The 23,941-nt window shown below is 64.5% G+C and carries 26 protein-coding genes and 1 other RNA gene; 15 read left to right on the forward strand and 12 right to left on the reverse strand.

Translation table 11 applies throughout. From position 1 onward, the window contains the following. Window positions 1–31 precede the first annotated feature (31 nt). The 4 genes from CXR43_RS03625 to CXR43_RS03640 all read right to left on the reverse strand — a co-directional run bounded on the left by CXR43_RS03625 (window position 32) and on the right by CXR43_RS03640 (window position 4,584). A complete protein-coding gene (locus tag CXR43_RS03625) occupies window positions 32–985 on the reverse strand; it encodes a DUF2927 domain-containing protein (protein WP_103332638.1) in 954 nt (317 codons plus the stop codon). 10 nt (window positions 986–995) lie between these two features. Continuing rightward, window positions 996–2,168: a toxic anion resistance protein gene (locus CXR43_RS03630; RefSeq protein ID WP_103332639.1), complete on the reverse strand. Its 1,173-nt coding sequence runs from the start codon at window positions 2,166–2,168 to the stop codon at window positions 996–998. Between the two features lie 48 nt (window positions 2,169–2,216). Continuing rightward, window positions 2,217–3,095: a 5-bromo-4-chloroindolyl phosphate hydrolysis family protein gene (locus CXR43_RS03635; RefSeq protein WP_103332640.1), complete on the reverse strand. Its 879-nt coding sequence runs from the start codon at window positions 3,093–3,095 to the stop codon at window positions 2,217–2,219. Between the two features lie 211 nt (window positions 3,096–3,306). Beyond that, the gene (locus CXR43_RS03640; RefSeq protein ID WP_103332641.1) at window positions 3,307–4,584 is read right to left on the reverse strand and encodes a pseudouridine synthase; all 1,278 of its coding nucleotides are present in this window, start codon (window positions 4,582–4,584) and stop codon (window positions 3,307–3,309) included. A 75-nt stretch (window positions 4,585–4,659) separates the two neighbouring features. Here CXR43_RS03640 and CXR43_RS03645 point away from each other — a divergent pair, with 75 nt between their 5' ends. Further along, window positions 4,660–5,124 (forward strand): nucleoside deaminase, encoded by a 465-nt coding sequence (locus CXR43_RS03645; RefSeq protein WP_103332642.1) that lies wholly within the window; start codon window positions 4,660–4,662, stop codon window positions 5,122–5,124. Window positions 5,125–5,253: 129 nt separating this feature from the next. Here the strand turns inward: CXR43_RS03645 and CXR43_RS03650 are convergent, their stop codons facing one another. Beyond that, a complete protein-coding gene (locus CXR43_RS03650) occupies window positions 5,254–5,952 on the reverse strand; it encodes a metal-dependent hydrolase (RefSeq protein WP_103332643.1) in 699 nt (232 codons plus the stop codon). A 210-nt stretch (window positions 5,953–6,162) separates the two neighbouring features. After that, on the reverse strand, window positions 6,163–6,840 hold the full coding sequence (locus tag CXR43_RS03655; RefSeq protein ID WP_103332644.1) for a VPLPA-CTERM sorting domain-containing protein: 678 nt from the start codon (window positions 6,838–6,840) through the stop codon (window positions 6,163–6,165). A 317-nt stretch (window positions 6,841–7,157) separates the two neighbouring features. Between CXR43_RS03655 and gatC the strand changes: the two genes are divergently transcribed. The 7 genes from gatC to CXR43_RS03690 all read left to right on the forward strand — a co-directional run bounded on the left by gatC (window position 7,158) and on the right by CXR43_RS03690 (window position 11,988). Continuing rightward, complete coding sequence (gene gatC / locus CXR43_RS03660; protein WP_103332811.1) at window positions 7,158–7,445, forward strand: Asp-tRNA(Asn)/Glu-tRNA(Gln) amidotransferase subunit GatC; 288 nt, start codon at window positions 7,158–7,160, stop codon at window positions 7,443–7,445. Next, window positions 7,442–8,947, forward strand: coding sequence for an Asp-tRNA(Asn)/Glu-tRNA(Gln) amidotransferase subunit GatA (gatA, locus tag CXR43_RS03665; protein ID WP_246831263.1), 1,506 nt, complete (start codon window positions 7,442–7,444; stop codon window positions 8,945–8,947). The genes gatC and gatA overlap by 4 nt, the downstream gene beginning before the upstream one ends. A gap of 37 nt (window positions 8,948–8,984) precedes the next feature. Further along, complete coding sequence (locus CXR43_RS03670; RefSeq protein WP_103332646.1) at window positions 8,985–9,749, forward strand: hypothetical protein; 765 nt, start codon at window positions 8,985–8,987, stop codon at window positions 9,747–9,749. Window positions 9,750–9,775: 26 nt separating this feature from the next. Next, window positions 9,776–10,441: an N-acetylmuramoyl-L-alanine amidase gene (locus tag CXR43_RS03675; protein ID WP_103332647.1), complete on the forward strand. Its 666-nt coding sequence runs from the start codon at window positions 9,776–9,778 to the stop codon at window positions 10,439–10,441. A 12-nt stretch (window positions 10,442–10,453) separates the two neighbouring features. After that, window positions 10,454–10,909: RNase P RNA component class A (gene rnpB, locus CXR43_RS03680), an RNA gene on the forward strand. 290 nt (window positions 10,910–11,199) lie between these two features. After that, window positions 11,200–11,367: a 50S ribosomal protein L33 gene (rpmG, locus tag CXR43_RS03685; RefSeq protein ID WP_100197186.1), complete on the forward strand. Its 168-nt coding sequence runs from the start codon at window positions 11,200–11,202 to the stop codon at window positions 11,365–11,367. Between the two features lie 87 nt (window positions 11,368–11,454). Beyond that, complete coding sequence (locus CXR43_RS03690) at window positions 11,455–11,988, forward strand: AAA family ATPase (protein WP_103332648.1); 534 nt, start codon at window positions 11,455–11,457, stop codon at window positions 11,986–11,988. On the opposite strand, the gene CXR43_RS03695 is transcribed toward CXR43_RS03690, so the two are convergent. The 3 genes from CXR43_RS03695 to CXR43_RS03705 form a co-directional block, all read right to left on the reverse strand. Continuing rightward, the gene (locus CXR43_RS03695; protein WP_103332649.1) at window positions 11,970–12,446 is read right to left on the reverse strand and encodes a cupin domain-containing protein; all 477 of its coding nucleotides are present in this window, start codon (window positions 12,444–12,446) and stop codon (window positions 11,970–11,972) included. The two genes, CXR43_RS03690 and CXR43_RS03695, sit on opposite strands and share 19 nt — an antisense overlap. Window positions 12,447–12,542: 96 nt before the next feature. Continuing rightward, window positions 12,543–13,265, reverse strand: a complete 723-nt coding sequence (locus tag CXR43_RS03700) for a Bax inhibitor-1/YccA family protein (protein WP_103332650.1) — start codon at window positions 13,263–13,265, stop codon at window positions 12,543–12,545. Between the two features lie 192 nt (window positions 13,266–13,457). After that, window positions 13,458–13,700, reverse strand: a complete 243-nt coding sequence (locus CXR43_RS03705; RefSeq protein ID WP_103332812.1) for a DUF1127 domain-containing protein — start codon at window positions 13,698–13,700, stop codon at window positions 13,458–13,460. A 131-nt stretch (window positions 13,701–13,831) separates the two neighbouring features. Here CXR43_RS03705 and CXR43_RS03710 point away from each other — a divergent pair, with 131 nt between their 5' ends. Next, window positions 13,832–14,707 (forward strand): LysR family transcriptional regulator, encoded by an 876-nt coding sequence (locus CXR43_RS03710; RefSeq protein ID WP_103332651.1) that lies wholly within the window; start codon window positions 13,832–13,834, stop codon window positions 14,705–14,707. 54 nt (window positions 14,708–14,761) lie between these two features. On the opposite strand, the gene CXR43_RS03715 is transcribed toward CXR43_RS03710, so the two are convergent. Next, window positions 14,762–15,724, reverse strand: a complete 963-nt coding sequence (locus tag CXR43_RS03715) for an NADPH:quinone oxidoreductase family protein (RefSeq protein WP_103332813.1) — start codon at window positions 15,722–15,724, stop codon at window positions 14,762–14,764. A gap of 343 nt (window positions 15,725–16,067) precedes the next feature. On the opposite strand from CXR43_RS03715, the gene CXR43_RS03720 reads away from it, so the two are divergent. The 4 genes from CXR43_RS03720 (at window position 16,068) to CXR43_RS03735 (ending at window position 19,214) form a co-directional block, all read left to right on the forward strand. Further along, window positions 16,068–16,433 carry a helix-turn-helix domain-containing protein gene (locus tag CXR43_RS03720; protein ID WP_103332652.1) on the forward strand — a complete coding sequence of 122 codons (366 nt, stop codon included), beginning with the start codon at window positions 16,068–16,070 and terminating at the stop codon, window positions 16,431–16,433. Window positions 16,434–16,566: 133 nt separating this feature from the next. Then, window positions 16,567–17,379, forward strand: coding sequence for an inositol monophosphatase family protein (locus CXR43_RS03725; protein ID WP_103332653.1), 813 nt, complete (start codon window positions 16,567–16,569; stop codon window positions 17,377–17,379). Between the two features lie 163 nt (window positions 17,380–17,542). Beyond that, window positions 17,543–18,883: an 8-oxoguanine deaminase gene (locus tag CXR43_RS03730; RefSeq protein WP_103332654.1), complete on the forward strand. Its 1,341-nt coding sequence runs from the start codon at window positions 17,543–17,545 to the stop codon at window positions 18,881–18,883. Between the two features lies 1 nt (window position 18,884). Then, complete coding sequence (locus CXR43_RS03735) at window positions 18,885–19,214, forward strand: ribonuclease E inhibitor RraB (protein WP_103332655.1); 330 nt, start codon at window positions 18,885–18,887, stop codon at window positions 19,212–19,214. A gap of 34 nt (window positions 19,215–19,248) precedes the next feature. Here CXR43_RS03735 and guaD read toward each other — a convergent pair whose 3' ends face one another. Then, window positions 19,249–20,532, reverse strand: coding sequence for a guanine deaminase (gene guaD, locus CXR43_RS03740; RefSeq protein WP_103332656.1), 1,284 nt, complete (start codon window positions 20,530–20,532; stop codon window positions 19,249–19,251). Window positions 20,533–20,651: 119 nt separating this feature from the next. On the opposite strand from guaD, the gene mgtE reads away from it, so the two are divergent. Both mgtE and CXR43_RS03750 read left to right on the forward strand, forming a co-directional pair. Beyond that, window positions 20,652–22,022 (forward strand): magnesium transporter, encoded by a 1,371-nt coding sequence (mgtE, locus tag CXR43_RS03745; protein WP_103332657.1) that lies wholly within the window; start codon window positions 20,652–20,654, stop codon window positions 22,020–22,022. Further along, a complete protein-coding gene (locus CXR43_RS03750; protein WP_103332658.1) occupies window positions 22,007–22,552 on the forward strand; it encodes a 5-formyltetrahydrofolate cyclo-ligase in 546 nt (181 codons plus the stop codon). Before mgtE ends, CXR43_RS03750 begins: the two co-directional genes overlap by 16 nt. A gap of 3 nt (window positions 22,553–22,555) precedes the next feature. On the opposite strand, the gene CXR43_RS03755 is transcribed toward CXR43_RS03750, so the two are convergent. Further along, window positions 22,556–23,884 (reverse strand): DUF8689 domain-containing protein, encoded by a 1,329-nt coding sequence (locus CXR43_RS03755; protein ID WP_168219733.1) that lies wholly within the window; start codon window positions 23,882–23,884, stop codon window positions 22,556–22,558. Window positions 23,885–23,941 lie beyond the last annotated feature (57 nt).

Raw genomic sequence — 23,941 nt, forward strand, 5'->3', positions numbered from 1 at the left:
TTTCCGGTCGGATCGTCACACCGGGAGGGGGTCAGCTTTCACCGCCCAGAAGGGCGCGTGCAAGGGATTCGACAATGGGCCGCGCCTCGGCTTCGGCCATGCCGGTGCGCAGGGCGGGGTTGTAGAGCATGCGCAGCATCAGTTCGTCCTGCCCCGTCAGCAGGGCGAATTCCTCGTCATCGTTGAAGATCGAGGGGCGCGCGCGCGGGCTGTCATTGGCAAGGCCCATGGCTTGCGCGATTTCTTCATGCATGCAGGACAGGCGCAACAGGTCGGGGTGTTCGGCCCGGATCACCGCAAAGGCGCGGGTGTAGCGGCCCGAATTGCCTTCGGACATGGCATAGACCAGACAATAGGTCGACAAGGGCATGTCGGTGATGCCCGCTACCTCTGCCCCGGAGAGGCCCGGCAGGGCGGCGGCGGCGGTGGGGCCAAGCGCGCGGCGTTCATCCTCGTTCACGATGTAGATAAAGAAGTTCGGGGCGGCATCGTTCAACGCGATCGGGTGCCCGGTCAGCCGGTTGAGGCGGGCAAGGTAGGACCGGACCCGCGCGGTATCGGTGGCGCGGGCGCTGGGGCTGACCGAGGCACCAAAGCGCAGCCCGACGCGCACCGGGGCTTCCCAGCGGCGCAACCGGCTGGGCGTTTCGCGCTGTACCGGGCCGCCGCTGCCGCGCACATATTCATCATAGAGCGCGATGCGGATGAAGTTTTCGGCCAGCATCCGGTCGGTGAAGGGCGTGTCGCGCCCGCCACCATCGGTGCGCAGCAAGCCGTTGGACAAGAGATCGGCCTGAACCCGGGCGAAATGCTGCCGCACGGCCTGACTGGCGGCCGAGGGTGCTGTTTGTGGCACGACCACCGCGGCCGGGCGTGCGGGTGCTGTGGGCGAGACGCGCGGGGCCTGCGGGCTGGCCACGCAGCCCACAAGCGCCAGACCGCACAGGGCGGAAACGGTCAGACGGAAAACGGCGGAAACGCGCATTGGGTGGGGCTTATCCTTGGGTCGGCGGAACGGGGCGGCGGGCAGAGGCCGAGGCAAGCGTATCGCGCAGGTCGGCCTCCATCTTCTGCAATTCGGCTTCGGCGGCGGCGCGGCGGGCCTTGCCTTCATCGGCGATCTGCAGACTGTCGTTTATGGTGGCGATCAGCTGATCATTGGCCCGCTTGACCGAGGCGATGTCGAAGACGCCACGCTCCATCTCTTCGCGCACGACGCGGTTGGTTTCGCGCAGGTTGTCGGCGTTTTTCGTCAACAACTCATTGGTCAGGTCATTGGCGCCGCGCACCGCATCAGCCGCCTCGCGCGAGCGCTGGATGGTGACGGCCTGTGCCAGCTGGGTTTCCCACAAAGGCACGGTGTTGACCAAGGTCGAGTTGATCTTGGTGACAAGCGATTTGTCGTTCTCCTGCACCAGCCGGATCGAGGGCAGCGACTGCATGGTGACCTGACGGGTGAGTTTCAGGTCATGCACCCGGCGTTCCAGATCATCGCGTGCGGCGCGCAGGTCGCGCAGGTCCTGCGCGGTCTTGACCTGATCATCCGGCGCGGCCGCGGCCAGCTCTGCCTCTTTGGCGGGGATGGCGGTGGTATCCATCTCGGCCAGCTTGGCTTCGCCCGCGGCAATGTAAAGCGCCAGTTCGTCGTAGAAGTTCAGCGTCTTTTCATAGAGCACATCCAGCGAGCGGATGTCTTTCAGAAGCGTATGTTCATGGCGCAACAGGTCTTCGGTGACCTTGTCGATCTGGCCCTGCACGGTTTCATAGCGCGACACGAATTTGGCAAAGGGAGCCGCGCGGCCCAGCAGCTTTTCCCACCAGCTGCGGTCGCGGCGCAGGTCCAGCTCTTCGGCCCCGAAGCCGCGGATGGTGGCCACGATCTGGCGCAGACTGTCGCCGGCCGGGCCGGCGTCCTTGCTTTTGACATCGGCCAGCATTTGCTGGGAAATCACCTGCAGCTCGGCCTGCGCCTTTGACCCGAACGAGAGGATCGACTGGGTGTTGTCCATCTCGAGCTCGGCCATGCGACTGCGGATTTCGGTCGCCTTGTCACCTGTGGCCTGGGTCAGCGGCACGATCTCGGTTCCCGGTTCGGGCAGGACAACGGCGGTGACTTCCTCGATCTGGGTCAGGGTCTGGGCGGCCTGTTCGCGGGTGGTGGTTTTCATGGCGCTACTCTCAATGGGGGGCGGAGAATGGGTTTGAACTATGGTCTGTCAGGCTTCGGTTTTCAGCCGGTCGCGGAGCACGGAAATTTCGACATCAAGATCGCTGCGGTTGTCGCTGAGCAAGCGGCGCGAGCGGTCGGCAAAAGTGGTTTCAAGGTCGTCCAGCAGGGCGAGGTAGTCGCTGCGGGCCTGCGTGTCGCGCGAGCGGGCATAAAGATCGGCAAACTTGACCGTCGCATCGCGGGCCCCCATCAGATAGACCGACAGGTACTTGCGGGCAGCGGTCAGGTCGCGCGGGTCATCCTCAACCGTGCGGAACAGCTGGCGCGCGGCGGCGGTGAAGCGGTCCACCCGCATCTCCAGCTGGCGATCAGAGGCGCGCAGGATGGCGTCGCGCATCGCGGCCAGATGCTTTTCCGCCTCATCCACGGCGCGGGCGACGCGGTCGGTCTGGAAGGTATCAATCCCCTCGCTGCCCTTGTCGCGCAGCGGGTCGGGACCAAAGGTGTTGAAATGCAGCGCCGCCCCGGCAAGCCCGAACAGGAGCGGGTAGAGCAGGCCCTCATGGGTCATCAATCCGCCGGCCACCAAGGCGGCGCCGGTCAGCACCGAGCCGAAGATCTTGCGGGGAAAGGCCGGACGGCGGGCGATCTTGCGCGTATCAAAGGCGGCATGGGCTTTGAGCCCTTCGCGGGTCAGGAAAGCGGCGGCAAGCATCAGGGCCGTTGCGGCCAAACCGAAGACCAGTTCGCGCGGCGCGCCGGTGAAGGCGGCAGGCAGGAACAGCAGGCCCGCGATGCCCATAAAGCGGGCGCGGCCTGCGCCCCGCAGCGGTTGCTTGCCGTCAAAAGGGTGGGCCGGAGGCTGAGTGCCCTTGGCATCAGGTGATGCCCCCGGGCTGAACCGCCCACCAAAACGCCGGGCCATCTAGAGCCCCCCGCCAAAGGCAACATAGCCCACAAGGCCGATCAGCAGAATGAAAGACAGGGTTTGCATCCCGTTTCCGGTCATATCAGCCTCATTCTGGCGGCAGCGGCACGGCGACGGGCGGGCCTGTTTGCTTAGTATAGGCGAAGGATCAATCGCTTGCCAGAGGTGACACGGGGGGGAGGGGTCTGAAGGCAATCCCCCGCCAGCGTCACTTCCGGCGGGGTGGAGGCTTCGGGCCGGGCCCGCGCGGGGTTGCGGGGCCTGCGTTGCGGGTGCTGGGCTTGGCCGCGGTCTTGGTGCGGCTGCGCGGTCTTGGGGCGGCCGTGTCGCCTTCGATCTGCAAGGGGGCAGGGCGGCGGGTGGATTTGGCCTCTGGCTTGGCGGCAGCTTTGGCTGCGGGCTTGGTCGCGGCACCCCAGCTGTCGGCCAATTGCCCCAGCGCCTTGCGGCCACGGGGGGAGGTCATGGTGCCGGGGGCTTTGGCCACTGCGGCGCTGCGGTTCTGTCTGCCTGTGGTGGTGCGGCCCGGCTTTGGGGGCTCGTCGCGCGCGGGCGCGGCCGCGCTGCGCACCGGGCGATCGCCGGGTGTGGCGCGGGCGGGGCGGGCACTGGCACCGCGCGCCGGGCGGTCATCATCGCCTGCGGTGCGGCTGGTGGTGCGGACTCGGGATTTGGCCTTGGTCGGGATCTCGGAGGCATCTTCGATCTGGCCTGACAGCAGGGCACCCAGCTGGTCGCGCAGGATGCGGGCCTTGATTTCCTCGACATCGCCCGGTTCCATTTCGTTCAGGCGGAACGGGCCATAGCTGACGCGGATCAGCCGGTTCACGGTCATACCGATGGCGAACATGGCGCGGCGGATTTCGCGGTTCTTGCCTTCGCGCAATCCGATGGTCAGCCAGGCATTGGCCCCCTGATGGCGGTCGATCTTGACCTCCATCGGCTGGAACCGTTCGCCATCGATGGTGATGCCTTTGCGCAGCGGCTCGATTTCAGGTTCGGTCGGGTTGCCCTTGACCCGCACCCGGTACTTGCGCAGCCAGCCGGTGGAGGGCAGTTCCAACTGGCGTTTGAGCGCGCCATCATTGGTGAGCAGAAGCAGGCCTTCGGAATTGAGGTCAAGCCGGCCGATCGACATGACGCGGGGCATGTCTTCGGGCAGGTTGTCGAAGACGGTGTCGCGGCCCTTTTCATCCGAGGCCGAGGTCACCAGACCTTCGGGCTTGTAGTAGAGCCACAGCCGCGCCGGTTCGGGCGCGCCGACCGGCTGGCCTGACACGGTGATGCGGTCGGCGGCGGTGACGTTCAGGGCTGCAGATGTGATGACCTTGCCGTTGACGGTGACTTCGCCCGCCTCGATCAGCCGTTCCGCCTCGCGCCGCGATGAAATGCCGGCGCGCGACAACACCTTGGCGATGCGTTCGCCTTGTGGTGCGGCGGCTTTGGGGGCCGCTTTCGGGCGGGCGGGCTTTTCATTTGCAGGCATGACTGTCATCCTTGGCTCCGGGTGGCCAGCCCCGGCGGCTGTCTGCCCCGGACCCCCGAGGATATTTAGAAACAGATGAAAGAGCAACGCGGGTTTATCTCCTTCATGGATCTGGCGCTGGAAGAAGCGCGGGCGGCGGCCTTGCGCGGCGAGGTTCCGGTGGGGGCGGTCTTGGTGGCGCCGGGTGGCAGGATAGTCGCGCAGGCCGGCAACCGCACGCGGGAATTGTGCGACCCCACGGCCCATGCCGAGGTGCTGGTGATCCGCGAGGCCTGCGGGCGGGTGGGGTCGGAGCGGCTGCTGGGGCATGATCTGTACGTGACGCTGGAACCCTGCCCGATGTGTGCGGCGGCGATCTCTGCCGCGCGGGTGGCGCGGCTGTATTACGGCGCGGCTGACCCGAAAAGCGGGGGTGTCGCGGTCGGGGCGCGGGTGTTTGCCCATCCGCAGTGCCATCACGTTCCCGAGGTTTATGACGGCATCGGGGCAGGGGAGTCTGAGGCGCTGCTGCGGTCGTTTTTCGCGGGCAGGCGGGGGTAGGTTCCCACTGTGTTACATTTTGAATAGTCTTTTTATAACAATGGCTTGATTTGTGATGTTAGGGATTTCTTTACACTTGCGGGCGCCCCTTGCCGGGCAGGCCCGTCTGGTGACGGGCCTGCGGGTGGGTCAGAACCGGATCGGCTCCATCACCTGGGGCTCGATCATCGACACGCCGGGGGGCAGACCGGCCTTGAGTTCGGACGCATCCTGGGCCAGCAGGCCGAAGGTCTTGTAATGGCAGGGGATCACTGTCTTGAAGTTGAAGTAGCGCCGCGCGGCATAGGCGGCGCGGGCCATATCCATGGTGTAATGCCCGCCGCAGGACAGGATGCCGATGGTCGGTTTGTGGTAATCGGCCATCCAGTCCATATCGGCCATGATATCGGTATCGCCCGACACATAGATGACCTGACCTTCGCCGGCGATCATGAAGCCGGCTTCCGACCCGCCAACAAGGGGCGTGTCGCCGGCAAAGTCGATGCTGGAGGAATGCGCGGCATTGACCATGGTGACCTTGGCCCCGTTCGCGTCAATCGTGCCGCCTTTGCCAAAGCCGATCACGGTTTTCGCGCCTTCGCGGGTCAGGTAATTGGCCAGTTCGTGAATGGCAGCAAGGGTGGCCCCGGTCTCTTGTGCAATCGCCACCGCGCTTGACGCATGGTCACCATGGGCATGGGTCAGGAAGATATGGGTGACGCCCGCCAGCGCATCGGCGCGCTTGTCTGCGGGGAACATCGGGTTGCCGTCCAGCCAGGGGTCGATCAGCAGGACCGCGTTTTCAATCTCGATCCGAAAGCCGGAATGGCCAAGCCAGGTGATATTCATGCAGATCTCCGATATTTTTTAGTGTCGGAGCTAAGTTAGCATGGCAGTGCGGATTTGGAATGGCCGTCTGCCTGCAAGAAAACCGGTATGACTGTGCAGGGCAGAACGCCACGGCCTGTTCGTGCGCCTCTGACGTGACGACAGTTTACTGCAGGGGCGCAAAGCGCGCACCGGGGATGGTTCCCGGAGCGCGCGTTTTTTGGGGGCAGATCAGGCTGCCTTGCGGCGACGACGCAGGGCCGCCAGACCGCCGATCCCCGCCAGCATGAGCCAGCCCGCTGCCGGAAGTGGCACGGCCGAGACATCACCGGTGACGAGCACCGAATAGCCGGTGGAACCGCCGTGGTCTTCGCGCAGGACCTGCAGATAGTTCATCCCCACGCCCAGGCTGCCAAGGTTCAGCACGAATTCATTCGCAGCCACACCGCCGGACCGCAGATGCCCGCCCTGGAACACCCCGTTGAGCCAGACGAACAGCCCGTTGTCGACCCCAAAGCTGGCGATGACATTGCTCAGACCGGTGGCCCCTGCATCAATCGCATAGATGATTGCGGTTTCGCTGTTGATGCTCCAGGTGCTGGGGATGTTCACCGGACCGCCAGACCAGGTGCCGCCGGGTGTCGTCGGCGTGGTCAGCCAGTTGCCAAGGGCTGCGCTTGTATTGACGATACCGTTGATCAGGGCTGCGTCACCGGGACCATAATCAACATTGGGATCGCCACAGCCTACGTTCGGGCAGGGAAAGGGCGCGCTGCCCACGTTCAGGTCGCCGATGCCACTGTTGTACAGCCCCTGCGTCGTCCCGTCGATGATGGTTGCTGCAAAGGCAGCACCGGATGACAGGCTGACAAGTGTTGCCACTGCCAGACCTGCAACAAAGTTTTTCATGAAATGTTCCTCCGTTCGTAACGACCTGCCTTTGACGTGCAGGACGAACGGATTATGGCATTTTTATGCCTTTTTCAGGGACAGAAAACCGCCGACGACCGGGGAATCGGCGCTCTTTGCAACTCCGGGTTGTTTTCTTTCTGTTCGATCATCCACGCGTCGGCGTCAGGCCATGCCAGACGGGCAGAACTGTTAGGAAAATGGAAACACTTGTTTGGTCGGATGTGGCGCGGCGCGAATCATCCCCACTGCGCCTGTCGGCTTGCAGTGAGCCGGCGGCACGGATAAACCCGGGCGCAGATCTGACGGAGCGCCAAATGTCCATTGATAGCGATACTGCCCGCAAGGTGGCGAAATTGTCCCGTATCCGGGTGGAAGAGGGCGATCTGCCCGAACTGGCCCAGAAGCTGTCGTCAATCCTTGGCTTCATGGAGCAGCTGAAGGATGTGGATGTCACGGGGGTGGAGCCGATGACAAGCGTCACGCCGATGCGGTTGAAGCGTCGGGCGGATGTGATCAGCGATGGCAACCAGCAGGCGGCCGTGCTGAAGAACGCGCCCGATGCGCGTGAGGGGTTCTTTGCGGTGCCGAAGGTGGTGGAATGAGCGCGGATATGAGCGGGGCCGCTTCGCGAGCCAATGGCTGGACAGTTGCAGAGGCGCGCGACGCGCTGCGCAAGGGTGAGGTGACGGCGGTCGATCTGACGATGGCTTGTCTGACGGCAATAGACGCCGGGGACGGGCTGAACGCGTTCGTGCACAAGACACCGGAGCTGGCGCTGGAGCAGGCGCGGGCGGCGGATGCGCGGCTTGCAGGCGGCGATGCGCCCGCCATGTGCGGCATTCCGGTTGGGGTGAAGGATCTGTTCGCGGTCAAGGGCGTGCCCACACAGGCCGGGTCGAACATTCTGCGCGGGTTCCGGCCCGAGTACGACTCGACCGTGACGGCAAAGCTGTGGGGGGCGGGGGCGGTCTGCCTTGGCAAGCTGAACATGGATGAATTCGCGATGGGGTCATCGAATGAATCCTCCTGCTATGGCCCGGCGGTGAACCCGTGGAAGGTTGATGACCGGCAGCTGACGCCGGGCGGGTCTTCGGGCGGGTCTGCGGCGGCCGTGGCGGCGGACCTGTGCCTTGCGGCGCTGGGCACCGATACCGGCGGGTCGATCCGCCAGCCGGCGGCGTTCTGCGGCATCACCGGGATCAAGCCGACCTATGGCCGTGTCTCGCGCTGGGGCATTGTGGCCTATGCCTCGAGTCTCGATCAGGCGGGGCCAATGACCCGCACGGTGCGCGATGCCGCGATCGTGCTGGAGGCCATGGCGGGGCATGACCCCAAGGATTCCACCAGTGCCGAGCTGGCCGTGCCCGATTTCGAGGCGGCACTTACCGGGGATATTCGTGGCAAAAAGATCGGCATTCCGCGCGAATACCGTCTGGATGGCATGCCGACCGAGATTGCCGCCCTCTGGGACCGTGGCATGGACATGATGCGCGATGCCGGGGCCGAGATCGTGGATATTTCCCTGCCGCATACGAAATATGCGCTGCCGACCTATTATGTGATCGCGCCTGCCGAGGCGTCGTCGAATTTGGCGCGCTATGACGGGGTGCGCTACGGCCACCGCGCCAAGCTGGCCCAGGGCGATGGCATCACCGAGATGTATGAAAAGACCCGCGCCGAAGGCTTTGGCCCCGAGGTGCAGCGCCGGATCATGGCAGGCACCTATGTGCTGTCGGCAGGATTTTATGACGCCTATTACAACCGGGCCCGCAAGGTGCGCGCGCTGATCAAGCGCGATTTCGAGCTGGCCTTTGCGGCGGGGATCGATGCGATCCTGGCCCCGGCCACGCCGTCTTCGGCCTTTGGTCTGGGCGAACAGGGCGGGGCGGACCCGGTGGAGATGTATCTCAACGATGTGTTCACCGTGACGCTGAACCTGGCGGGTCTGCCGGGGGTGGCGGTGCCGGTGGGGCTGGATGCCAAGGGGCTGCCGCTGGGTCTGCAACTGATCGGGCGGCCCTGGGAAGAGGCGGATCTGCTCAATCACGCCTATGTGCTGGAGCGGGCGGCGGGTTTTGTGGCCAAGCCTGGCAAATGGTGGTAATCGCCGCGTTTGAACTTCATCTTGGATCTGACTGATCATGCGTCTGTCGTTGCTTTTGCTCTTGCCTCTGACCCTTTCGGCCTGTGTCGGTGCTGTGCCCGACAGCGGGGCCGGGGTCGGGTTTCAGGATTACGAGTCTTATGTCCGTGACCGCGACGCGGCGGCCGGGCGGCCACAACCGATCGTGACGCCGGGGTTTTCGACGGACCAGATCGGGGCGGCGATTGACCGCGCCGATGGCCGTGGCGGTATTCTGCCCTCGGGCGGACCGGCAACGGGCCCTGCAACCGGGGCGGTGATCGGCGCGCCGCCGGTGGTCACGGGCGAGATCCGGCCGCGTGGCAATGCCCCTGCCGGTATCCGGGAAGAAACCGGCGAGGCGGCGCGGATCGCGACGCTGGGAGGCGGGGCGGGCGGCGGGGCGCAGATTTCGGACGAAAACGATTTTGATGCCGTGGCCAGCCGTGAGACCATCGAAAGCGACCGCGCCCGGATCGAACGCAATCGCGCCCAGTATCAGGTCATCCAGCCCGGCGCATTGCCGGTACGCACCGGCGAGCAAGGGCCCAATATCGTGGATTATGCGCTGGCCACCAGTCACCCGCGCGGCACGCAGCTCTACCGGCGCTCGGGCTTTGGCGCGGGCAATACGGCGGCAAAATGCGCGGCCTATGCCTCGCCCGATCTGGCGCAGCAGGCGTTTCTGGAACGCGGCGGGCCGGAACGTGACCGTCTGGGCCTCGACCCGGATGGCGACGGCTATGCCTGCACCTGGGACCCGAGCCCGTACCGGCTGCGGTGAGCGCCTTGCCGGGGCCGCCTGCGCCGATGCCCTCACCGAATTTCGGCGCGCGGCGGGGCGGGCTGCCCCCCTCATTGATCGTGATCCACTATACGGCGATGGAAAGCTGCGCTGCGGCGCGCGCGCGGCTGTGTGATCCACAGGCCGAGGTCTCGGCGCATTGGCTGATCTCGCGCGATGGCGCGGCAGAGGCGCTGGTGGATGAGGCCGAGCGGGCCTGGCATGCCGGTGCCGGCACATGGGCCGGCCGTTCGGATGTGAACAGCCAGTCCATCGGGATCGAATTGGACAATCGCGGCACGCATCCCTTCTCTGCGCCACAGATGGCTGCGCTCGAAGATCTGCTTGCCGGGATCATGGAGCGCTGGTCGATCCCGCCGCATCGGGTGATCGGGCATTCCGACATGGCACCCGACCGCAAATCCGACCCGGGCCCGCGCTTTGACTGGCGCCGGCTGGCCCGGCAGGGGCTGTCGGTCTGGCCAGAGCCGGATAAGGCGGTTCCGGCGCAGGATTTCTTGGAGCACGCCTGTCGCTTTGGCTATCCGCGCCTGAGCCCAGATCTGGTGTGTCGTGCCTTTCGCTGGCGCTTCCGGCCCGGCGTGACCGGCCCGGTGACCGGCACCGATGCCGGGATGGCCGCCGATCTTGCCAGACGCTTTGGCGTTGACGCCCCCGACGCAGAGGCGTAAGCCCCGGCTCGCGCGGATGGCTGGATGACCGCGAGGGTGCAACCCTTCGAGGAAAGTCCGGACTCCATGAAGCAAGGGTGCCGGGTAACCCCCGGCGGGGGCAACCCCAGGGAAAGCGCCACAGAGAAGAGACTTCCCTGCTGTCAGAGAAGGTCCGCCTTCGGCTTGGCAGGGAACAGGTGAAACGGTGGGGTAAAAGCCCACCGCGGGACTGGCAACAGGACCGGCACGGCAAGCCCCACCCGGAGCAATGCCGAATAGGGGCCTTGTGTGGAAAGGTCTGCGACGGCCAAGGGTGCAAGCCCGCGGCGACAGCAGAGACCTCCACAGGGACGCTTCAGCCCAGAGGCCCGGGTTGGCAGCTTGACTGCATCTGGCAACAGATGTGGCAGAGGAATGGTCATCCAGAGGCACCCATCGCAAGACAGGGGCTTTGGACAGAATCCGGCTTACAGGCCATCCGCGCGTTTCTTGCCAGCGGTGCAAGGGGGCTTTGCCCCCTCGGCTGCGCCTCACCCCCAGGATATTTGAGAACAGATAATGCTCATTTCCTGTTCTCAAATATCCCCGCCGGAGGCTCTGCCCGAGCCGGTTGCGGCGCAGCCGCAGAGGCGAGAAAGAAGCTTGCGCGCACAGCGCGCTCAATAAGATCAGGTTGCGCGGCGTTTGGCTGTTGACTCTGCGGCGCGCACGGGTAAAACGCGGGCTTCAAGGATTTCGCGGGGCAACGCTGTTTCCCCGATTCAGGAGAGACGACTATGGCCAAACCGGCGACGATCAAGATCCGTCTGAACTCGACGGCTGGCACCGGGCACTTCTATGTCACCAAGAAGAACGCCCGGACCATGACCGAAAAGATGACGGTCCGCAAATATGACCCTGTCAAGCGCGAGCATGTCGAGTACAAGGAAGGCAAGATCAAGTAAGATCCTGCTGACTTTCGTATGAGGGCCGCCTTTGGGCGGCCTTTTGCGTTTCATCCTGTTGGAGCTGGCCATGCAGCGGATCATGTCATGACGCGGATCATGATCGTCGGGCAGCCGGGGTCGGGGAAATCGACCCTCGCACGGGCCATGGGGCAAAAGACCGGCTTGCCGGTGGTGCATATTGACCACATCCACTGGATGCCGGGCTGGGTGGAGCGTCCGCGTGACGAGAAGACCCGGCTGTGTCACGCGGCGGAGGCGGGCGAGGCCTGGATCTTTGAGGGTGGGCATTCGGCGACCTGGAACAACCGGCTGGCGCGGGCAGAGATGCTGATCTGGCTGGATCTGCCACTCTGGCTGCGATTCGGCCGGGTGGTGTGGCGCACGCTGCGCTGGCAGGGGCGCAACCGCCCCGATCTGCCACCGGGCTGCCCGGAGGGGTTTCACCGTGAGACGCTGCCCTTCTGGCGCTTTATCTGGCGCACAAGGCACACGTCGCGGGCGGGGATTCAGCGGCTGTGGGACAGTGCCCCGGCAGAAAAGCAACGGCTGCGGCTGACCTCTGCGCTTGCGGTGCGGCGGTTTCTGCGCGGCTTTGGCGATCAGTCCGGTTTGCGGTAGGGCGAGTCTGCGGGCTGGCCCTGCAGGTCGGTATAGCGGCGCTGGAGCGGATTGCGGTTAAAGTGCAGCACGCGGTCATGGTCGGGGTAGGTGATCACGTCTGATGGGCCACGGGTGCCGATCACCAGATAGCGGGCCTCGGCGGTGCTGTGGTTGTGCAGGCAATGGCCCAGTGCCATGCCTGCCTTGAAGGTGGCGGTGTCGCCGGGGCGCAGGATTGTGGAGGTGTCGCCCTCCTGCAGCGTCACCTCGCCCGCCAGCATGTGGATCATTTCATCCTCGTTCGCGTGCCAGTGTTTGACCGAGGAGCCGGAGCCGGGTGGCAGGATCTCGATAAAGGCGCCGAACTGGGTCAGGCCGCCGGTGTCGGACAGCAGATGCGCGCGGTAGGGGCCAGTGGGAGAGTCGGTGCCGTCTGACTCGTCGGTCAGGGCGTCGGCGAGCGGGAAGTGGGGCATGGCGGTTCTCCTTTGCCGCGCAGGATGGCCGGAGCGCTGGCAAAAGAAAAGGGCCGCCCGGAGGCGGCCCTGTCGTGGTTCTGGTTTTATGTGCGATTACTCGCGGTTGCCCATGAAGGACAGCAGGAACATGAACATGTTGATGAAGTCGAGGTAGAGCCGCAAAGCGCCCATGATGGCGGATTTGCCGAGCCACTCTTCATCCATCGACGCCGCATGCTGGACATATTCGTTCTTGATGCTTTGCGTGTCATAGGCCGTCAGGCCGGCAAAGATCAGGATACCGATCACCGAGATGGCGAATTGCAGCGCCGAGGAGCCGAGGAAGATATTGACGATCGACGCGACAATCAGGCCGATCAGACCCATCATCAGGAAGGTGCCCATGCCCGACAGATCACGCTTGGTGGTGTAGCCGTAAAGCGACAGGCTGGCGAAGGCGATGGCGGTGGCGAAGAAGGTCTGCGCGATGGACACACCGGTGTAGACCGCAAAGATAAAGCTGATCGACAGGCCCATCAGTGCCGCGAAGGTGTAGAAGAACAGCTGTGCGGCAGCAGCCGACAGCTTGTTGATCATGGCGCTGAACGCAAAGACCATGATCAGCGGTGCGAACATCACGACCCATTTCAGCGGCGTGCCGAAGATGGCCGCCAGCATCGCATCATTGGTCCCCACAGCCCAGGCAACGCCACCCGTCAGCGCCATGCCAACGGACATCAGGCCGTAAACCTTGTTCATATGGGCGCGCAGGCCCTCGTCGATCTGGGCGGCGCGTACACCTGCGCCGGCTGTACGGATCGTTGTATAGTCAGCCATGTGAAAGCCTCCGAAAAATTACCCCGTGCCCCGCGCGGTTGATCCGCACAGGATTTATGGGGTCAATATCGGCAAGGCTTGGCTTGATTTCAAGGATTTCCGGTCTGCTGTGCCGCTTAAATTCTGACATTTGCGCGATACAGGCCGTTTTGGCCTGTATCCAGAAGGTGTCAGATCAGGGCAGCGCCCGGATCAGGCCAGGATGCGGCCGTTCCAATTGGCCGGAATGTCCCACATCGGGCGCTGTGCTTCGGACACGGCCTGATCGCGGGTGAGGCCGATGTCGGCAAGGGTGCGGTCATCGAGCCGGGCGAGGAACTGGCGCTGGCGCTGCGCGGCAAGGGCCGAGCGCACGAGCGTCCAAAGGCGCGGGGCGCTGCCAGCCGACTGCACGCGCCGGGTGGCAAGCGTGGCGGTGTGGAGCGAGGCAAACATGGTCTTTCCTTTCAGGGTCATCATCAACAGCAAGCGGGCGCGGCGCGCCTTCAAATTGCTTGCCTGATCTAGCCGAATCGCGGACATTAGGAAAGTGAATGCTTTTGAAGTCTCGTATCAGGAATTGTGATGTGGCGCGCAATCTGGACCTGACCGCCTTGCGGTCTTTCGTGGCGGTGGCTGATGCGGGCGGGGTGACGCGGGCCTCGGGGTTCCTGAACCTGACGCAATCGGCGGTGTCGATGCAGATCAAGCGGTTGGAGGAGATGCTGGGGGTCGAGGTGCTGGACCGGTCGGGCCGGCAGGTTGCGCTGACGGCGGCGGGGGAGCAGCTTTTGGGCTATGCCCGGCGGATGCTGGCGCTCAATGACGAGGTGATGGGGCGGCTGACCCGCGACCCGCATGAGGGCGAGGTGGTGCTGGGCGTGCCGCATGACATTGTCTATCCGGTGATCCCGCAGGTGCTGCAACATTTTGCCCGCAGCTATCCGCGGATGAAAGTGTCGCTGATTTCGTCCTTTACCCGGGTGCTGAAGGCGCAGTTCGGACGGGGGGAGTGTGACATCATCCTGACCACCGAAGACACGGTGGACGCGGGCGGCGTGACGCTGGCGGAATTGCCGCTGGTCTGGGTCGGCGCGCCGGGGGGTGTGGCGTGGAAGGGGCGGCCCTTGAAGCTGGCCTATGAGCATAACTGCATCTTCCGGCAAGGGGTGCAGGCGGCCTTGGACAAGGCCGGCGTGCCCTGGCAGATGGCGGTGGAAAGCGATAGCACCCGGACGATCGAGGCGAGCGTGAGTGCGGACCTTGCGGTGCACACCGTGCTCGCGGGGTCAGAACCGCCCTATGTGGAACGGATCAGCCATGGCGGTGCCTTGCCGGAGCTGAAACGGATGAAGGTGAACCTCTATGTTGCAGACCCGGCGCACAGTCCGGCGGTGCTGGAAATGGCAGCCATGATCCAGCGGGCCTATCTGTCGCGCGGGGTGGTGAAGGCGGCAGGCTGAGCGGTGGCTGGGGGCGAGCCCATGGTCTTCGGTCAAGTCAGGGGTGGGGCTGCGTCAGGCGATCTGCACCACAACCTTGCCGGTCGCCTTGCGGTCTTGCAGCAGGGCCAGGCCCTCGGGCGCGGCGTCGAGCGGCAGATGGTGGGAGATGTGGGGCCTCAGACCGCCTGAACCATACCAGCCCATCAGGGTGCCAAGGCTTTGCTGCACAAGATGGGGGGCGAAATCGACATAGGCACCCCACCAGAAGCCAATGACGGCGATATTCTTGACCAGCAGGAGATTGGCCGCGGGTTTGGGCACCTCGCCCCCCGCGAATCCGATGCACAACAGGCGTCCATCGGGTCGGGTGGCGCGCAAGGCCGCGTCAAACCCTGCCCCGCCAACGGTATCATAAACCACATCCACGCCGCCGAGCGCCTTGAGCCGGTCCTTCAGATCGGGCGCATCGCTGTCGATCAGGTGATCGGCCCCCGCGCCGCGCGCCACCGCCAGCTTGTCTGGCCCGCGTGCGGTGGCGATCACGCTGGCCCCCATGCGCTTGCCCACCTCGACCGCTGTCAGGCCGACGCCCCCCGCTGCTCCGGTGACCAGCAGCCTCTCTCCCGGTTGCAGGCGGGCCTTGTGCCAAAGCGCCAGATGAGAGGTGCCATAGGCGATCAGAAAGGCCGATGCGTGGTCATAAGGCATGGCATCGGGGATCGGGATGAGACGGTCGGTGGCAAAGACGCCATACTCGGCCAGCCCACCTTGCCCGGCATAGCAGGCAATGCGGGTGCCGGGGGCAGGGCCCTTTGTCTCTGGCCCCAGCGCCACGACCTCGCCGGCCAGTTCCAGGCCGGGGGTGAAGGGCAAGGATGGCTTGGACTGATAGGTGCCGGTCGCCATCAAAAGATCGGCGAAGTTCAGCGCGCAGGCATGGATTCGTACCAGCGCCTGCCCGACCGCCGGAACCGGGGTCGGCAGGGTGATCAGGCGGGCGGGGGTGGAAAGGCTGTCGATCTGCCAGGCGCGCATGCAGGGTGTCCCCATGGTTACGGGCTTAAGCTTAGTGCGGGGGCGCGGGCAGGGCCAGAGCGCAGACGGGCTGGACTGCGGGGAGCTGCGGCATCAGCCCGGACCTGCAAAACTGTTGTGTCAGGCGCAGAAAACCGCAAAACACGCTGTGCGCGAGTGTGTCTTGGGGTGATTCTTCCACAGGTAAGGCTGGAAAACTCCTGTCCGGTTTTGCAAGTGATCCTGTACAATCCCTGTCAGAAGGGTCTGACTGTGTAAGAATCTCACCAATATGGGACATATCCTTACTTTGGCGCGAGAGCTGATTATGTTAACGTAGGGGACTACAGGTTCGGAGATTTAAATGAAACACCCAGTCGACGCTCATGTTGGCAAGCGGATCCGCCATCGCCGTTGGATGGTGGGAATGACCCAGCAACAACTTGCGGACAAGGTCGGGATCAAATTCCAGCAGATCCAGAAGTATGAAACCGGCATGAACCGCGTCAGTGCGTCCCGTCTGTGGGACATTGCGGAAACGCTGGGTGTGCAGATTGCATTCTTTTTCGAAGGTCTGGCGGCAGAGGGTGATGCGCCGGTGGCGGCTGCCCCCAGTGATTTTCTTGCCGACAAGGAAGCGTTGGATCTGGTCCGATCCTATTACGCCATCCCCGAGGCACAGCGCCGCCGCCTGTTCGATCTGGCCCGCGTGCTGAGCGAAGCGGCCTGAATGCCGGGCGGGGCCTGCGGCCCTTGCCCCTTTCCGGATGGCCCATCCGGGTGAGTGACCTTGACCCCGGCTTCGGGCGGCGCTAGCGCTGCGCGGGACCGGGGGTGTTTGGCCCCTGCCGCAGGGGAACACCATGGCAGAGCGGATTGCAAACCTGACCGCTGAGATCCGTGCCGACGTGATGGCGACCGCGCATGCGCTTGCCGATGCCGCGCGCGAGGCAACGCTTTTGCATTTCCGCAAGCCCGGGTTGCTGGCCGACAGCAAGGAAACCGCGCGGTTTGATCCGGTGACAGTGGCCGACCGGCTGGCCGAAGAGCGGATGCGTGCGATTCTGGCGCAGCGCCGCCCGGATGATGCGGTGCTGGGCGAAGAATACGGGGCACGCGCCGGTACATCCGGATTGACCTGGGTGCTGGACCCGATTGACGGCACGCGCGGCTATTTGTCGGGCACGCCGACCTGGGGGGTGCTGATCTCGGTGGCGGATGACAGCGGACCGGTCTACGGGCTTATTGACCAGCCCTATATTCGTGAGCGGTTCGAGGGTGGCTTTGGTTTGGCGCGGGGTCTCGGACCCTCGGGGGAATTCTCGCTGGAATGCCGCGCGGCGCGGCCGCTGGCGCAGGCCATCCTGCTGTCGACCTTTCCCGAAGTCGGCACGGTGGCCGAACACGCCGCATTTCGCCGCGTGGCCGACCGGGTGCAGCTGGTGCGCTATGGCATGGATTGCTACGGCTATGCGCTGCTGGCGGCGGGGCAGGTGGATCTGGTGATCGAGGCCGGGTTGCAGGCCTATGACGTGCAGGCTCCGATTGCGGTGATCGAGGCGGCGGGGGGCGTGGTGACCGACTGGCAGGGCGGGCCGTGCCATCAGGGCGGGCAGGTGCTGGCGGCGGCGAACGCAGGCGTGCATGCCGAGGCGATGGCGCTGCTGAACGGTTGACTGGGGGCTGTCTGCCCCCAGACCCCCGAGGATATTTTTGAACAGATAATGTCAGGGTTGATTTGGCAGAGTCGGTTTTGCTAGCCTATTTTGGCGGTGACCGAGTCCTTTCCCCTTCTGTCGGCCCGCATCTGGTTCCACCGAAGGGGCGGAGGAACCTGTTTTGCGTGATATCCTGATCAAAAATGCTGATGTCGTGGTGACGATGGATGCCACCCGCCGCGAGGTGGCGGGAGCCGATGTTTTGCTGCGTGGGGGCGTGATCGCCGCTGTGGGGCAGGGGGTGCAGGCCCCGGGGGCCGAGGTGGTGGAGGCGCGCGGCTGTGTGGTGACGCCGGGGTTGGTGAACACTCATCACCATCTGTACCAGACCCTGACGCGGGCGGTGCCGGGCGGGCAGGATGCGCTGTTGTTCGGCTGGCTCAAGACGCTCTATCCGATCTGGGCGCGCTTTGGCCCCGAGGAGATGTTCGTATCGGCGCAAGCGGGGCTGGCCGAACTGGCGCTGACCGGCTGCAGCCTGTCGTCGGACCATCTGTATCTGTACCCCAATGGCGCGCGGCTGGAGGATACGATCGAGGCGGCGGCCACGATCGGCCTGCGCTTTCACCCCACGCGCGGCGCGATGAGCATCGGCGAGTCGGATGGCGGGTTGCCCCCCGATGCGCTGGTGGAAGCGGAAGATGCCATTTTGGAAGACATGATCCGGGTGGTGGATGCGTTCCACGATCCGGCGGAGGGCAGCATGTGCCGGGTGGGGCTGGCCCCCTGTTCGCCGTTTTCGGTCAGCCGGGATCTGATGCGGGAGGCGGCGACTCTTGCGCGCGACAAGGGGGTGATGCTGCACACCCATCTGGCCGAAAATGACGAGGATATCGCCTATTCGCTGGCAAAGTTCGGCATGCGCCCGGGGCAATATGCGCAGGATCTGGGCTGGACCGGCCCGGATGTCTGGCATGCGCATTGTGTCAAGCTGGAGGCGGGCGAGATTGACCTGTTTGCCCGCACGCGCACCGGTGTGGCGCATTGTCCCTGTTCCAACTGTCGGCTGGGCTCTGGCATCGCGCCGGTGCGGGCCATGCGCGATGGCGGGGTGCCGGTGGGGTTGGGCGTGGATGGATCGGCCAGCAATGACGCGGGGACCCTGATCGGCGAGGCGCGGCAATCGCTGTTGTTGCAGCGGGTGGCGCGCGGGGCCGATGCGATGAGCGCGCGCGAGGCATTGGAGATGGCCACGCTGGGCGGGGCACAGGTGCTGGGGCGGGCCGATTGCGGGTCTTTGCAGCCCGGCAAGCGGGCGGATGTGGCGATCTGGGACATGTCGGGGATCGAGGCGGCAGGGTCTTGGGACCCGGTCGCGGCGCTGGTGCTGTGCGGGCCGGGGCGGGTGCGCGATCTGTTTGTCGACGGGCGCAGGGTGGTTGCGGGCGGGCAGATGGTTACTGTAGACCTCCCCCTGATCGTCGAGCGGCAGACCGCTTTGGCGCGCAAGCTGAGGGGCTGACATGGCACATGATTTCGAGGCGCAACGGCGCGAGACCTTTGACAGTTTCGACGAGATGAAAAAGGCGGGTGCCACCTTGCCGCAGATGTCGCTGGTGGAATTCTATCTGCTGGCGGAAAGCGATGAAGCGAATTGGAAGGTTTGCGAAAAGGCCTTGCAGGCCAAGGGGTTTTCGACCCAACGCGATCAGGATGAAGACACGCTGATCGTAACCACCAAAACCCCGCTGCGCATCACGCCCGAGGTGCTGTGGGAGGAAGAGCGCAAGGTAAGCGAGATTGGCGTGGCCTATGATTTCCTGCCCGACGGGTGGGAATTCGGTTTCGACTGAGCCGGCAGCGCGCCTTGGCGGGGCCAGCCCTTGATCAGGCCCCGTGAACGCAGACCCCGGCCACCCATGTGGCGCGGATCGCGCGGTCATCGCCCATCATGATGGTCGGGAACATCGCCTGCCAGATGTCATCCGCGCGGCGGGTCGCTTGTGCGATGGCGGGGGTCGAGGCCAGGTCGACCACCACCAGATCCGCCTCCCTTCCGGGGGCAATGGTGCCGATCAGGTGGTCTGCATGCAGGGCGCGGGCCGAGCCTTGCGTGGCCAGCCACCACAGTTCTGCCGGGTGCAGGGCGCGACCTGCAAGCTGGCCCACCTCATAGGCTGCCGCCATGGTGCGCAGCATGGAAAAGGACGAGCCGCCCCCCGTATCGGTGGCCAGGCCGATGCGCTGACCCGCCGCTTTCAACCCGCCCATGTCGAACAGGCCCGAGCCGATGAAGGTGTTCGAGGTGGGGCAGTGGATCAGGCTGGCCCCGGCCTCTTTCAGGCGGGATTTTTCCCGTTCGGTCAGGTGGATCGCATGGCCATAAATGGCGCCTTCGCGCAAAAGGCCCTGCGTTTCATAGGTATCCAGGTAATCACGCGATTGGGGAAACAGATCCTTCACCCAGGCGATTTCATCGGTCTGTTCCGACAGATGGGTCTGCATCAGGCAGTCCGGGTGCTCCTGCCACAATGTCCCAAGCGCCTGCAGCTGCTCCGGGGTGGAGGTCGGCGAGAACCGCGGGGTGATGACATAGGAGGCGCGGCCCAGGTCGTGCCATTTGTGCAGCAAGGCCTTGCTGTCATCATAGGCCGATTGTGCCGTGTCACGCAGACCTTCGGGCGCGTTGCGGTCCATGCAGGTTTTGCCCGCCCAGACCCGCTGATTGCGGGTTGCTGCTGCGGTGAAAAAGGCATCGACGCTTTCGGGGTGGATCGTGCAATAGGAACAGACCGAGGTGGTTCCGTTCGAAATGGTAAGGTCGAAGTAGCGGTTTGCCACCTCTTGCGCATAGGAGAGGTTCGAAAACCGCATTTCTTCGGGGAAGGTATAGCTGTTCAGCCAATCAATCAGCCGCTTGCCCCAGGAGGCGATGATCGCGGTTTGCGGGTAGTGCACATGGGCATCGACGAAACCGGCGCTGATCAGGCTGGTGCCGTAATCGGTGACACGCGCCTGCGTGTGCTGGCGGCGCAAGCGCTCGGCAGAGCCCGTGGCAGTGATCTTGCCGTGCTCGATCACCAGCGCCTCATCGACGCGGGCGGCACTGATCCCCTGGTCGAACGGGTCGGCGGTGAAATGCAGCACCTGGCCCAGCAACAGATCGGTCATTGATATCCCCTTGTGATGCGGCCAGCCTATCGCCTTTCTGGCCTTGGGTAAATTTGCGAGACCCCCCTGTTTGCCGGAAACAGCTTTCGCTAGTGTTGGGGTAATCGGACGGGGGTGGCATGGCAGATGACGGGCGCGAGGACGATGGAACGGTTCTGGATGCGCGCCGCATGGCCCGCATTCTGGACTGTGTCGAGGGTGGTGATACCCCAGAGCTGACCCGTCTGCTGGAGCCGCTGCATGCGGCCGATGTCGCCGACCTTCTGGAACAGATCGGGGCCGAGCAGCGCCGCAAGCTGCTGGCGATGTGGTCCGGCGAAATTGACGGCGACATCTTGTCGGAAATCTCGGATTCGATCCGCGAGGAGGTGATCGAATCGCTGCCACCCGACGTGGTGGCCGAAGCGATGCGCGATCTGGATACCGACGATGTGGTCGATATCCTTGAGGACCTGGAAGAGCCTGCACAAGCGGCGATCCTGTCGACGCTGGAGTCGGCGGACCGTCTGGCGGTGGAGCAGGCCCTGGCCTATCCGGAATATTCCGCCGGGCGCCTGATGCAGCGCGAGGTGGTCACTGCGCCCGAGCATTGGACCGTGGGCGAGATGATTGACCATCTGCGCAGCGTCGACTGGCTGCCGGACCAGTTCTACCATGTCATCCTGGTCGATCCGCGGATCAAGCCGGTCTCTTATGTAACGCTGGGGCGGCTGCTGTCCGCGCGGCGGGATGTGGCGCTGAAGTCGATTGTCGAGGACAGTTTCCGGGTGATCGAAGCGGGCGAGCCCGAGGCGGATGTGGCCTATCTGTTCAACCAGTACCATCTGATCTCTTGCCCGGTGGTGGATGTGCATGGGCGTCTGGTGGGGGTGATCACCATTGATGACGCGATGAACGTGCTGGATGAGGAACATCAGGAAGACATGCTGCGGATGGCCGGTGTGGATGATGAAGCCACGCTGGCCGATACCGTGTGGGAGGCGACGAAGGGCCGCGCGCTGTGGCTGTTTGTCAACCTGCTGACCGCCATTCTGGCCTCGGTGGTGATCAGCGCCTTTGCCGAGACGATCGAGCAGATGGTGGCCCTGGCCGTGCTGATGCCGATTGTGGCCAGCATGGGCGGCAATGCCGGCACCCAGTCGATGACGGTGGCGGTGCGCGCGCTTGCCACCCGCGACCTGACGCCGCGCAATGCGGCCCGGGTGATCCGGCGCGAAGTGGCGGTGGGTGCGATCAATGGCGCGGTGTTCGGGCTGCTGATGGCGCTGGTGGCGGGGGTGTGGTTCGGCGTGCCGATGCTGGCGGCGGTGATTGGTCTTGCCATGGTGCTGACGCTGGTGGCAGCCGCCTTTGGCGGCATCGCGATTCCGATGGCGCTGGAGCGGGCAGGGATAGACCCGGCCCTGGCCTCCGGCCCGTTTGTGACCACGGTGACCGATGTGGTCGGGTTCTTTGCCTTTCTGGGGTTGGCGTCATGGATGTTGTTGTGAAAGCGGCGGCGCGGCAGACCGCCTTTGCCGCGCGCAAGGCGGCCTTTGCTGCGGGCCAAGGTCAGGCGGCGGAACTGTTGGCCGATGTGCTGGCCGCGCACGGGGGCGCGGCCCTGGCAGGTTACATGCCGATGCGCACCGAGATTGACCCGCTGCCCGCGATGGCGGCGCATCAGGGGCCGGTCGGGGTGCCGGTGATCATCGGCAAGGCGATGCCGCTGCGGTTTCGCGAATGGTCACCGGGCAGTGCCATGGTGGCGGGGGAATTCGGTGCCCTGATCCCTCAGGAAGGCGGGTGGCTGGAGCCTGCGGTGCTGATCGTGCCACTCTTGGCATTTGACGCACGCGGCTACCGGCTGGGCTATGGCGGCGGCTTTTATGACCGCACATTGGAAGGCCTGCGCGCGCGCGGGCCGGTGCTGGCGATAGGCTTTGCCTTTGCCGCACAAGAGGTGGACAGGGTGCCGATTGACGCCACCGATCAGCGGCTGGACATGATTGTGACCGATCAGGGGGTGCGGCGGTTCTGACCGCTACTTGGCGATCTTCTCGTCGCGCACGAACATGTTGCCCCAGGCGCGGTCGATCAGATCGGGGCGCATCTGATAGGGGATGCCCTCGAACTCGCAGATCGCGATCATCTGGTCGATCAGGAAGGTCGGCTGGTAATTGGCAAAATTGTTCTGGATTGTCGGGTATTTGGTCTTGAGCATGTGAATCAGCGTGGCTTCATCCAGCGGCATCTTCTTCTTGCGTGCGACCATGGCGAAGATCTTGAGGAACATTTCCTGATTGGGACCATCGACCTTGATCTTGAAGAAGATCCGGCGCAGGGCGGCTCCGTCGAAAATCTCGTTCGGGTGGAAGTTGGTGGAAAAGATCACCAGCGTGTCAAACGGCACGGTGAACTTCTCGCCCGATTGCAGCGACAGGATATCGCGCGCCTCTTCCAGCGGCACGATCCAGCGGTTGACCAGCTTTTGCGGCGGCTCTGCCTGGCGGCCAAGGTCGTCGACGATGAAGATGCCGCCAGAGGCCTTGAGCTGCAGCGGGGCCTGATAGGTGCGGGCCACGGGGTTGTATTTCAGATCCAGCATGTCGAGCGTGAGTTCACCCCCGGTGATCACCGTCGGGCGTTCGCAATAGACATAGCGGGTATCGAACCGACCCGAGGTGCGGCGCAAGGAATTGGGGTCATCGATGGATTCCTCGGCAGCCGAATGGACGATGGGGTCATAAACGGTGATGACCTGCCCGGAATATTCGATGGCGCGCGGGATGTAGATCTTGTCGCCCATGGCGGCGCGGATGCCGTTGGAGATCGAGGATTTGCCGTTGCCGGGTGGCCCATACAGCAGGATCGACCGGCCAGAGGTGATGGCGGGGCCAAGGTTGCCCAAAAGGTCAGGCGGCAGGATCAGGTGGCCCATGGCCCCCATCAACTGATCGCGTGTCAGGCGGATATCGCGCACCGACTGGCGCTTCATCTGTTCGGCGTAAGTGGCCAGCGGCACCGGCAGCGCGCCGTAATATTCGGATTGCGACAGCGCATCCAGCGCGCGGGCCCGGCCCGCTTCGGTCAACTGATAACCCATTTCATTGCCAGAGGTGGCATGCAGGGTGCCCGTCGCCTCCAGCAGTTTCTGGCCGCGCGCGATGTCGACCAATTCCTGCGTCAAGGGCGGCGACAGGGCGATGACGCGACTGATGTCCGACACCAGATCAATGTTCATCCGGAAGATGGTCTTGAGCAGAATATCCCGCATCATCACCATCGACAGCCCGGTTTGGGCCAGCGCCTTGGGTGCGGGCGGGGCCGTGACAGAGGGGGCAGTCACGGGCGGGGTGATCGGCATGTTCATGCGCAGACACTCGGGTTCAAGGGCAGGGCGGGGCGGCTTGCACGGCAAATCGCCCCC

Origin of the sequence: Pseudotabrizicola formosa (assembly GCF_002900965.1) — a bacterium.
Taxonomy (GTDB): Bacteria; Pseudomonadota; Alphaproteobacteria; order Rhodobacterales; family Rhodobacteraceae; genus Pseudotabrizicola; species Pseudotabrizicola formosa.

Coding starts and splice junctions, on each gene's coding strand:
- CXR43_RS03670 (WP_103332646.1), top strand. CDS start 8,985: ATGCGTCTGTCGTTGCTTTTGCTCTTGCCTCTGACCCTTTCGGCCTGT.
- CXR43_RS03715 (WP_103332813.1), bottom strand. CDS start 15,724: ATGCGCGCCTGGCAGATCGACAGCCTTTCCACCCCCGCCCGCCTGATC.
- CXR43_RS03650 (WP_103332643.1), bottom strand. CDS start 5,952: ATGAATATCACCTGGCTTGGCCATTCCGGCTTTCGGATCGAGATTGAA.
- CXR43_RS03755 (WP_168219733.1), bottom strand. CDS start 23,884: ATGAACATGCCGATCACCCCGCCCGTGACTGCCCCCTCTGTCACGGCC.
- CXR43_RS03655 (WP_103332644.1), bottom strand. CDS start 6,840: ATGAAAAACTTTGTTGCAGGTCTGGCAGTGGCAACACTTGTCAGCCTG.
- CXR43_RS03625 (WP_103332638.1), bottom strand. CDS start 985: ATGCGCGTTTCCGCCGTTTTCCGTCTGACCGTTTCCGCCCTGTGCGGT.
- CXR43_RS03750 (WP_103332658.1), top strand. CDS start 22,007: ATGGATGTTGTTGTGAAAGCGGCGGCGCGGCAGACCGCCTTTGCCGCG.
- CXR43_RS03695 (WP_103332649.1), bottom strand. CDS start 12,446: ATGCCCCACTTCCCGCTCGCCGACGCCCTGACCGACGAGTCAGACGGC.
- CXR43_RS03700 (WP_103332650.1), bottom strand. CDS start 13,265: ATGGCTGACTATACAACGATCCGTACAGCCGGCGCAGGTGTACGCGCC.
- rpmG (WP_100197186.1), top strand. CDS start 11,200: ATGGCCAAACCGGCGACGATCAAGATCCGTCTGAACTCGACGGCTGGC.
- CXR43_RS03645 (WP_103332642.1), top strand. CDS start 4,660: ATGAAAGAGCAACGCGGGTTTATCTCCTTCATGGATCTGGCGCTGGAA.
- CXR43_RS03720 (WP_103332652.1), top strand. CDS start 16,068: ATGAAACACCCAGTCGACGCTCATGTTGGCAAGCGGATCCGCCATCGC.
- CXR43_RS03705 (WP_103332812.1), bottom strand. CDS start 13,700: ATGTTTGCCTCGCTCCACACCGCCACGCTTGCCACCCGGCGCGTGCAG.
- CXR43_RS03735 (WP_103332655.1), top strand. CDS start 18,885: ATGGCACATGATTTCGAGGCGCAACGGCGCGAGACCTTTGACAGTTTC.
- guaD (WP_103332656.1), bottom strand. CDS start 20,532: ATGACCGATCTGTTGCTGGGCCAGGTGCTGCATTTCACCGCCGACCCG.
- CXR43_RS03635 (WP_103332640.1), bottom strand. CDS start 3,095: ATGGCCCGGCGTTTTGGTGGGCGGTTCAGCCCGGGGGCATCACCTGAT.
- mgtE (WP_103332657.1), top strand. CDS start 20,652: ATGGCAGATGACGGGCGCGAGGACGATGGAACGGTTCTGGATGCGCGC.
- CXR43_RS03675 (WP_103332647.1), top strand. CDS start 9,776: ATGCCCTCACCGAATTTCGGCGCGCGGCGGGGCGGGCTGCCCCCCTCA.
- CXR43_RS03630 (WP_103332639.1), bottom strand. CDS start 2,168: ATGAAAACCACCACCCGCGAACAGGCCGCCCAGACCCTGACCCAGATC.
- gatA (WP_246831263.1), top strand. CDS start 7,442: ATGAGCGCGGATATGAGCGGGGCCGCTTCGCGAGCCAATGGCTGGACA.
- CXR43_RS03725 (WP_103332653.1), top strand. CDS start 16,567: ATGGCAGAGCGGATTGCAAACCTGACCGCTGAGATCCGTGCCGACGTG.
- gatC (WP_103332811.1), top strand. CDS start 7,158: ATGTCCATTGATAGCGATACTGCCCGCAAGGTGGCGAAATTGTCCCGT.
- CXR43_RS03690 (WP_103332648.1), top strand. CDS start 11,455: ATGACGCGGATCATGATCGTCGGGCAGCCGGGGTCGGGGAAATCGACC.
- CXR43_RS03640 (WP_103332641.1), bottom strand. CDS start 4,584: ATGCCTGCAAATGAAAAGCCCGCCCGCCCGAAAGCGGCCCCCAAAGCC.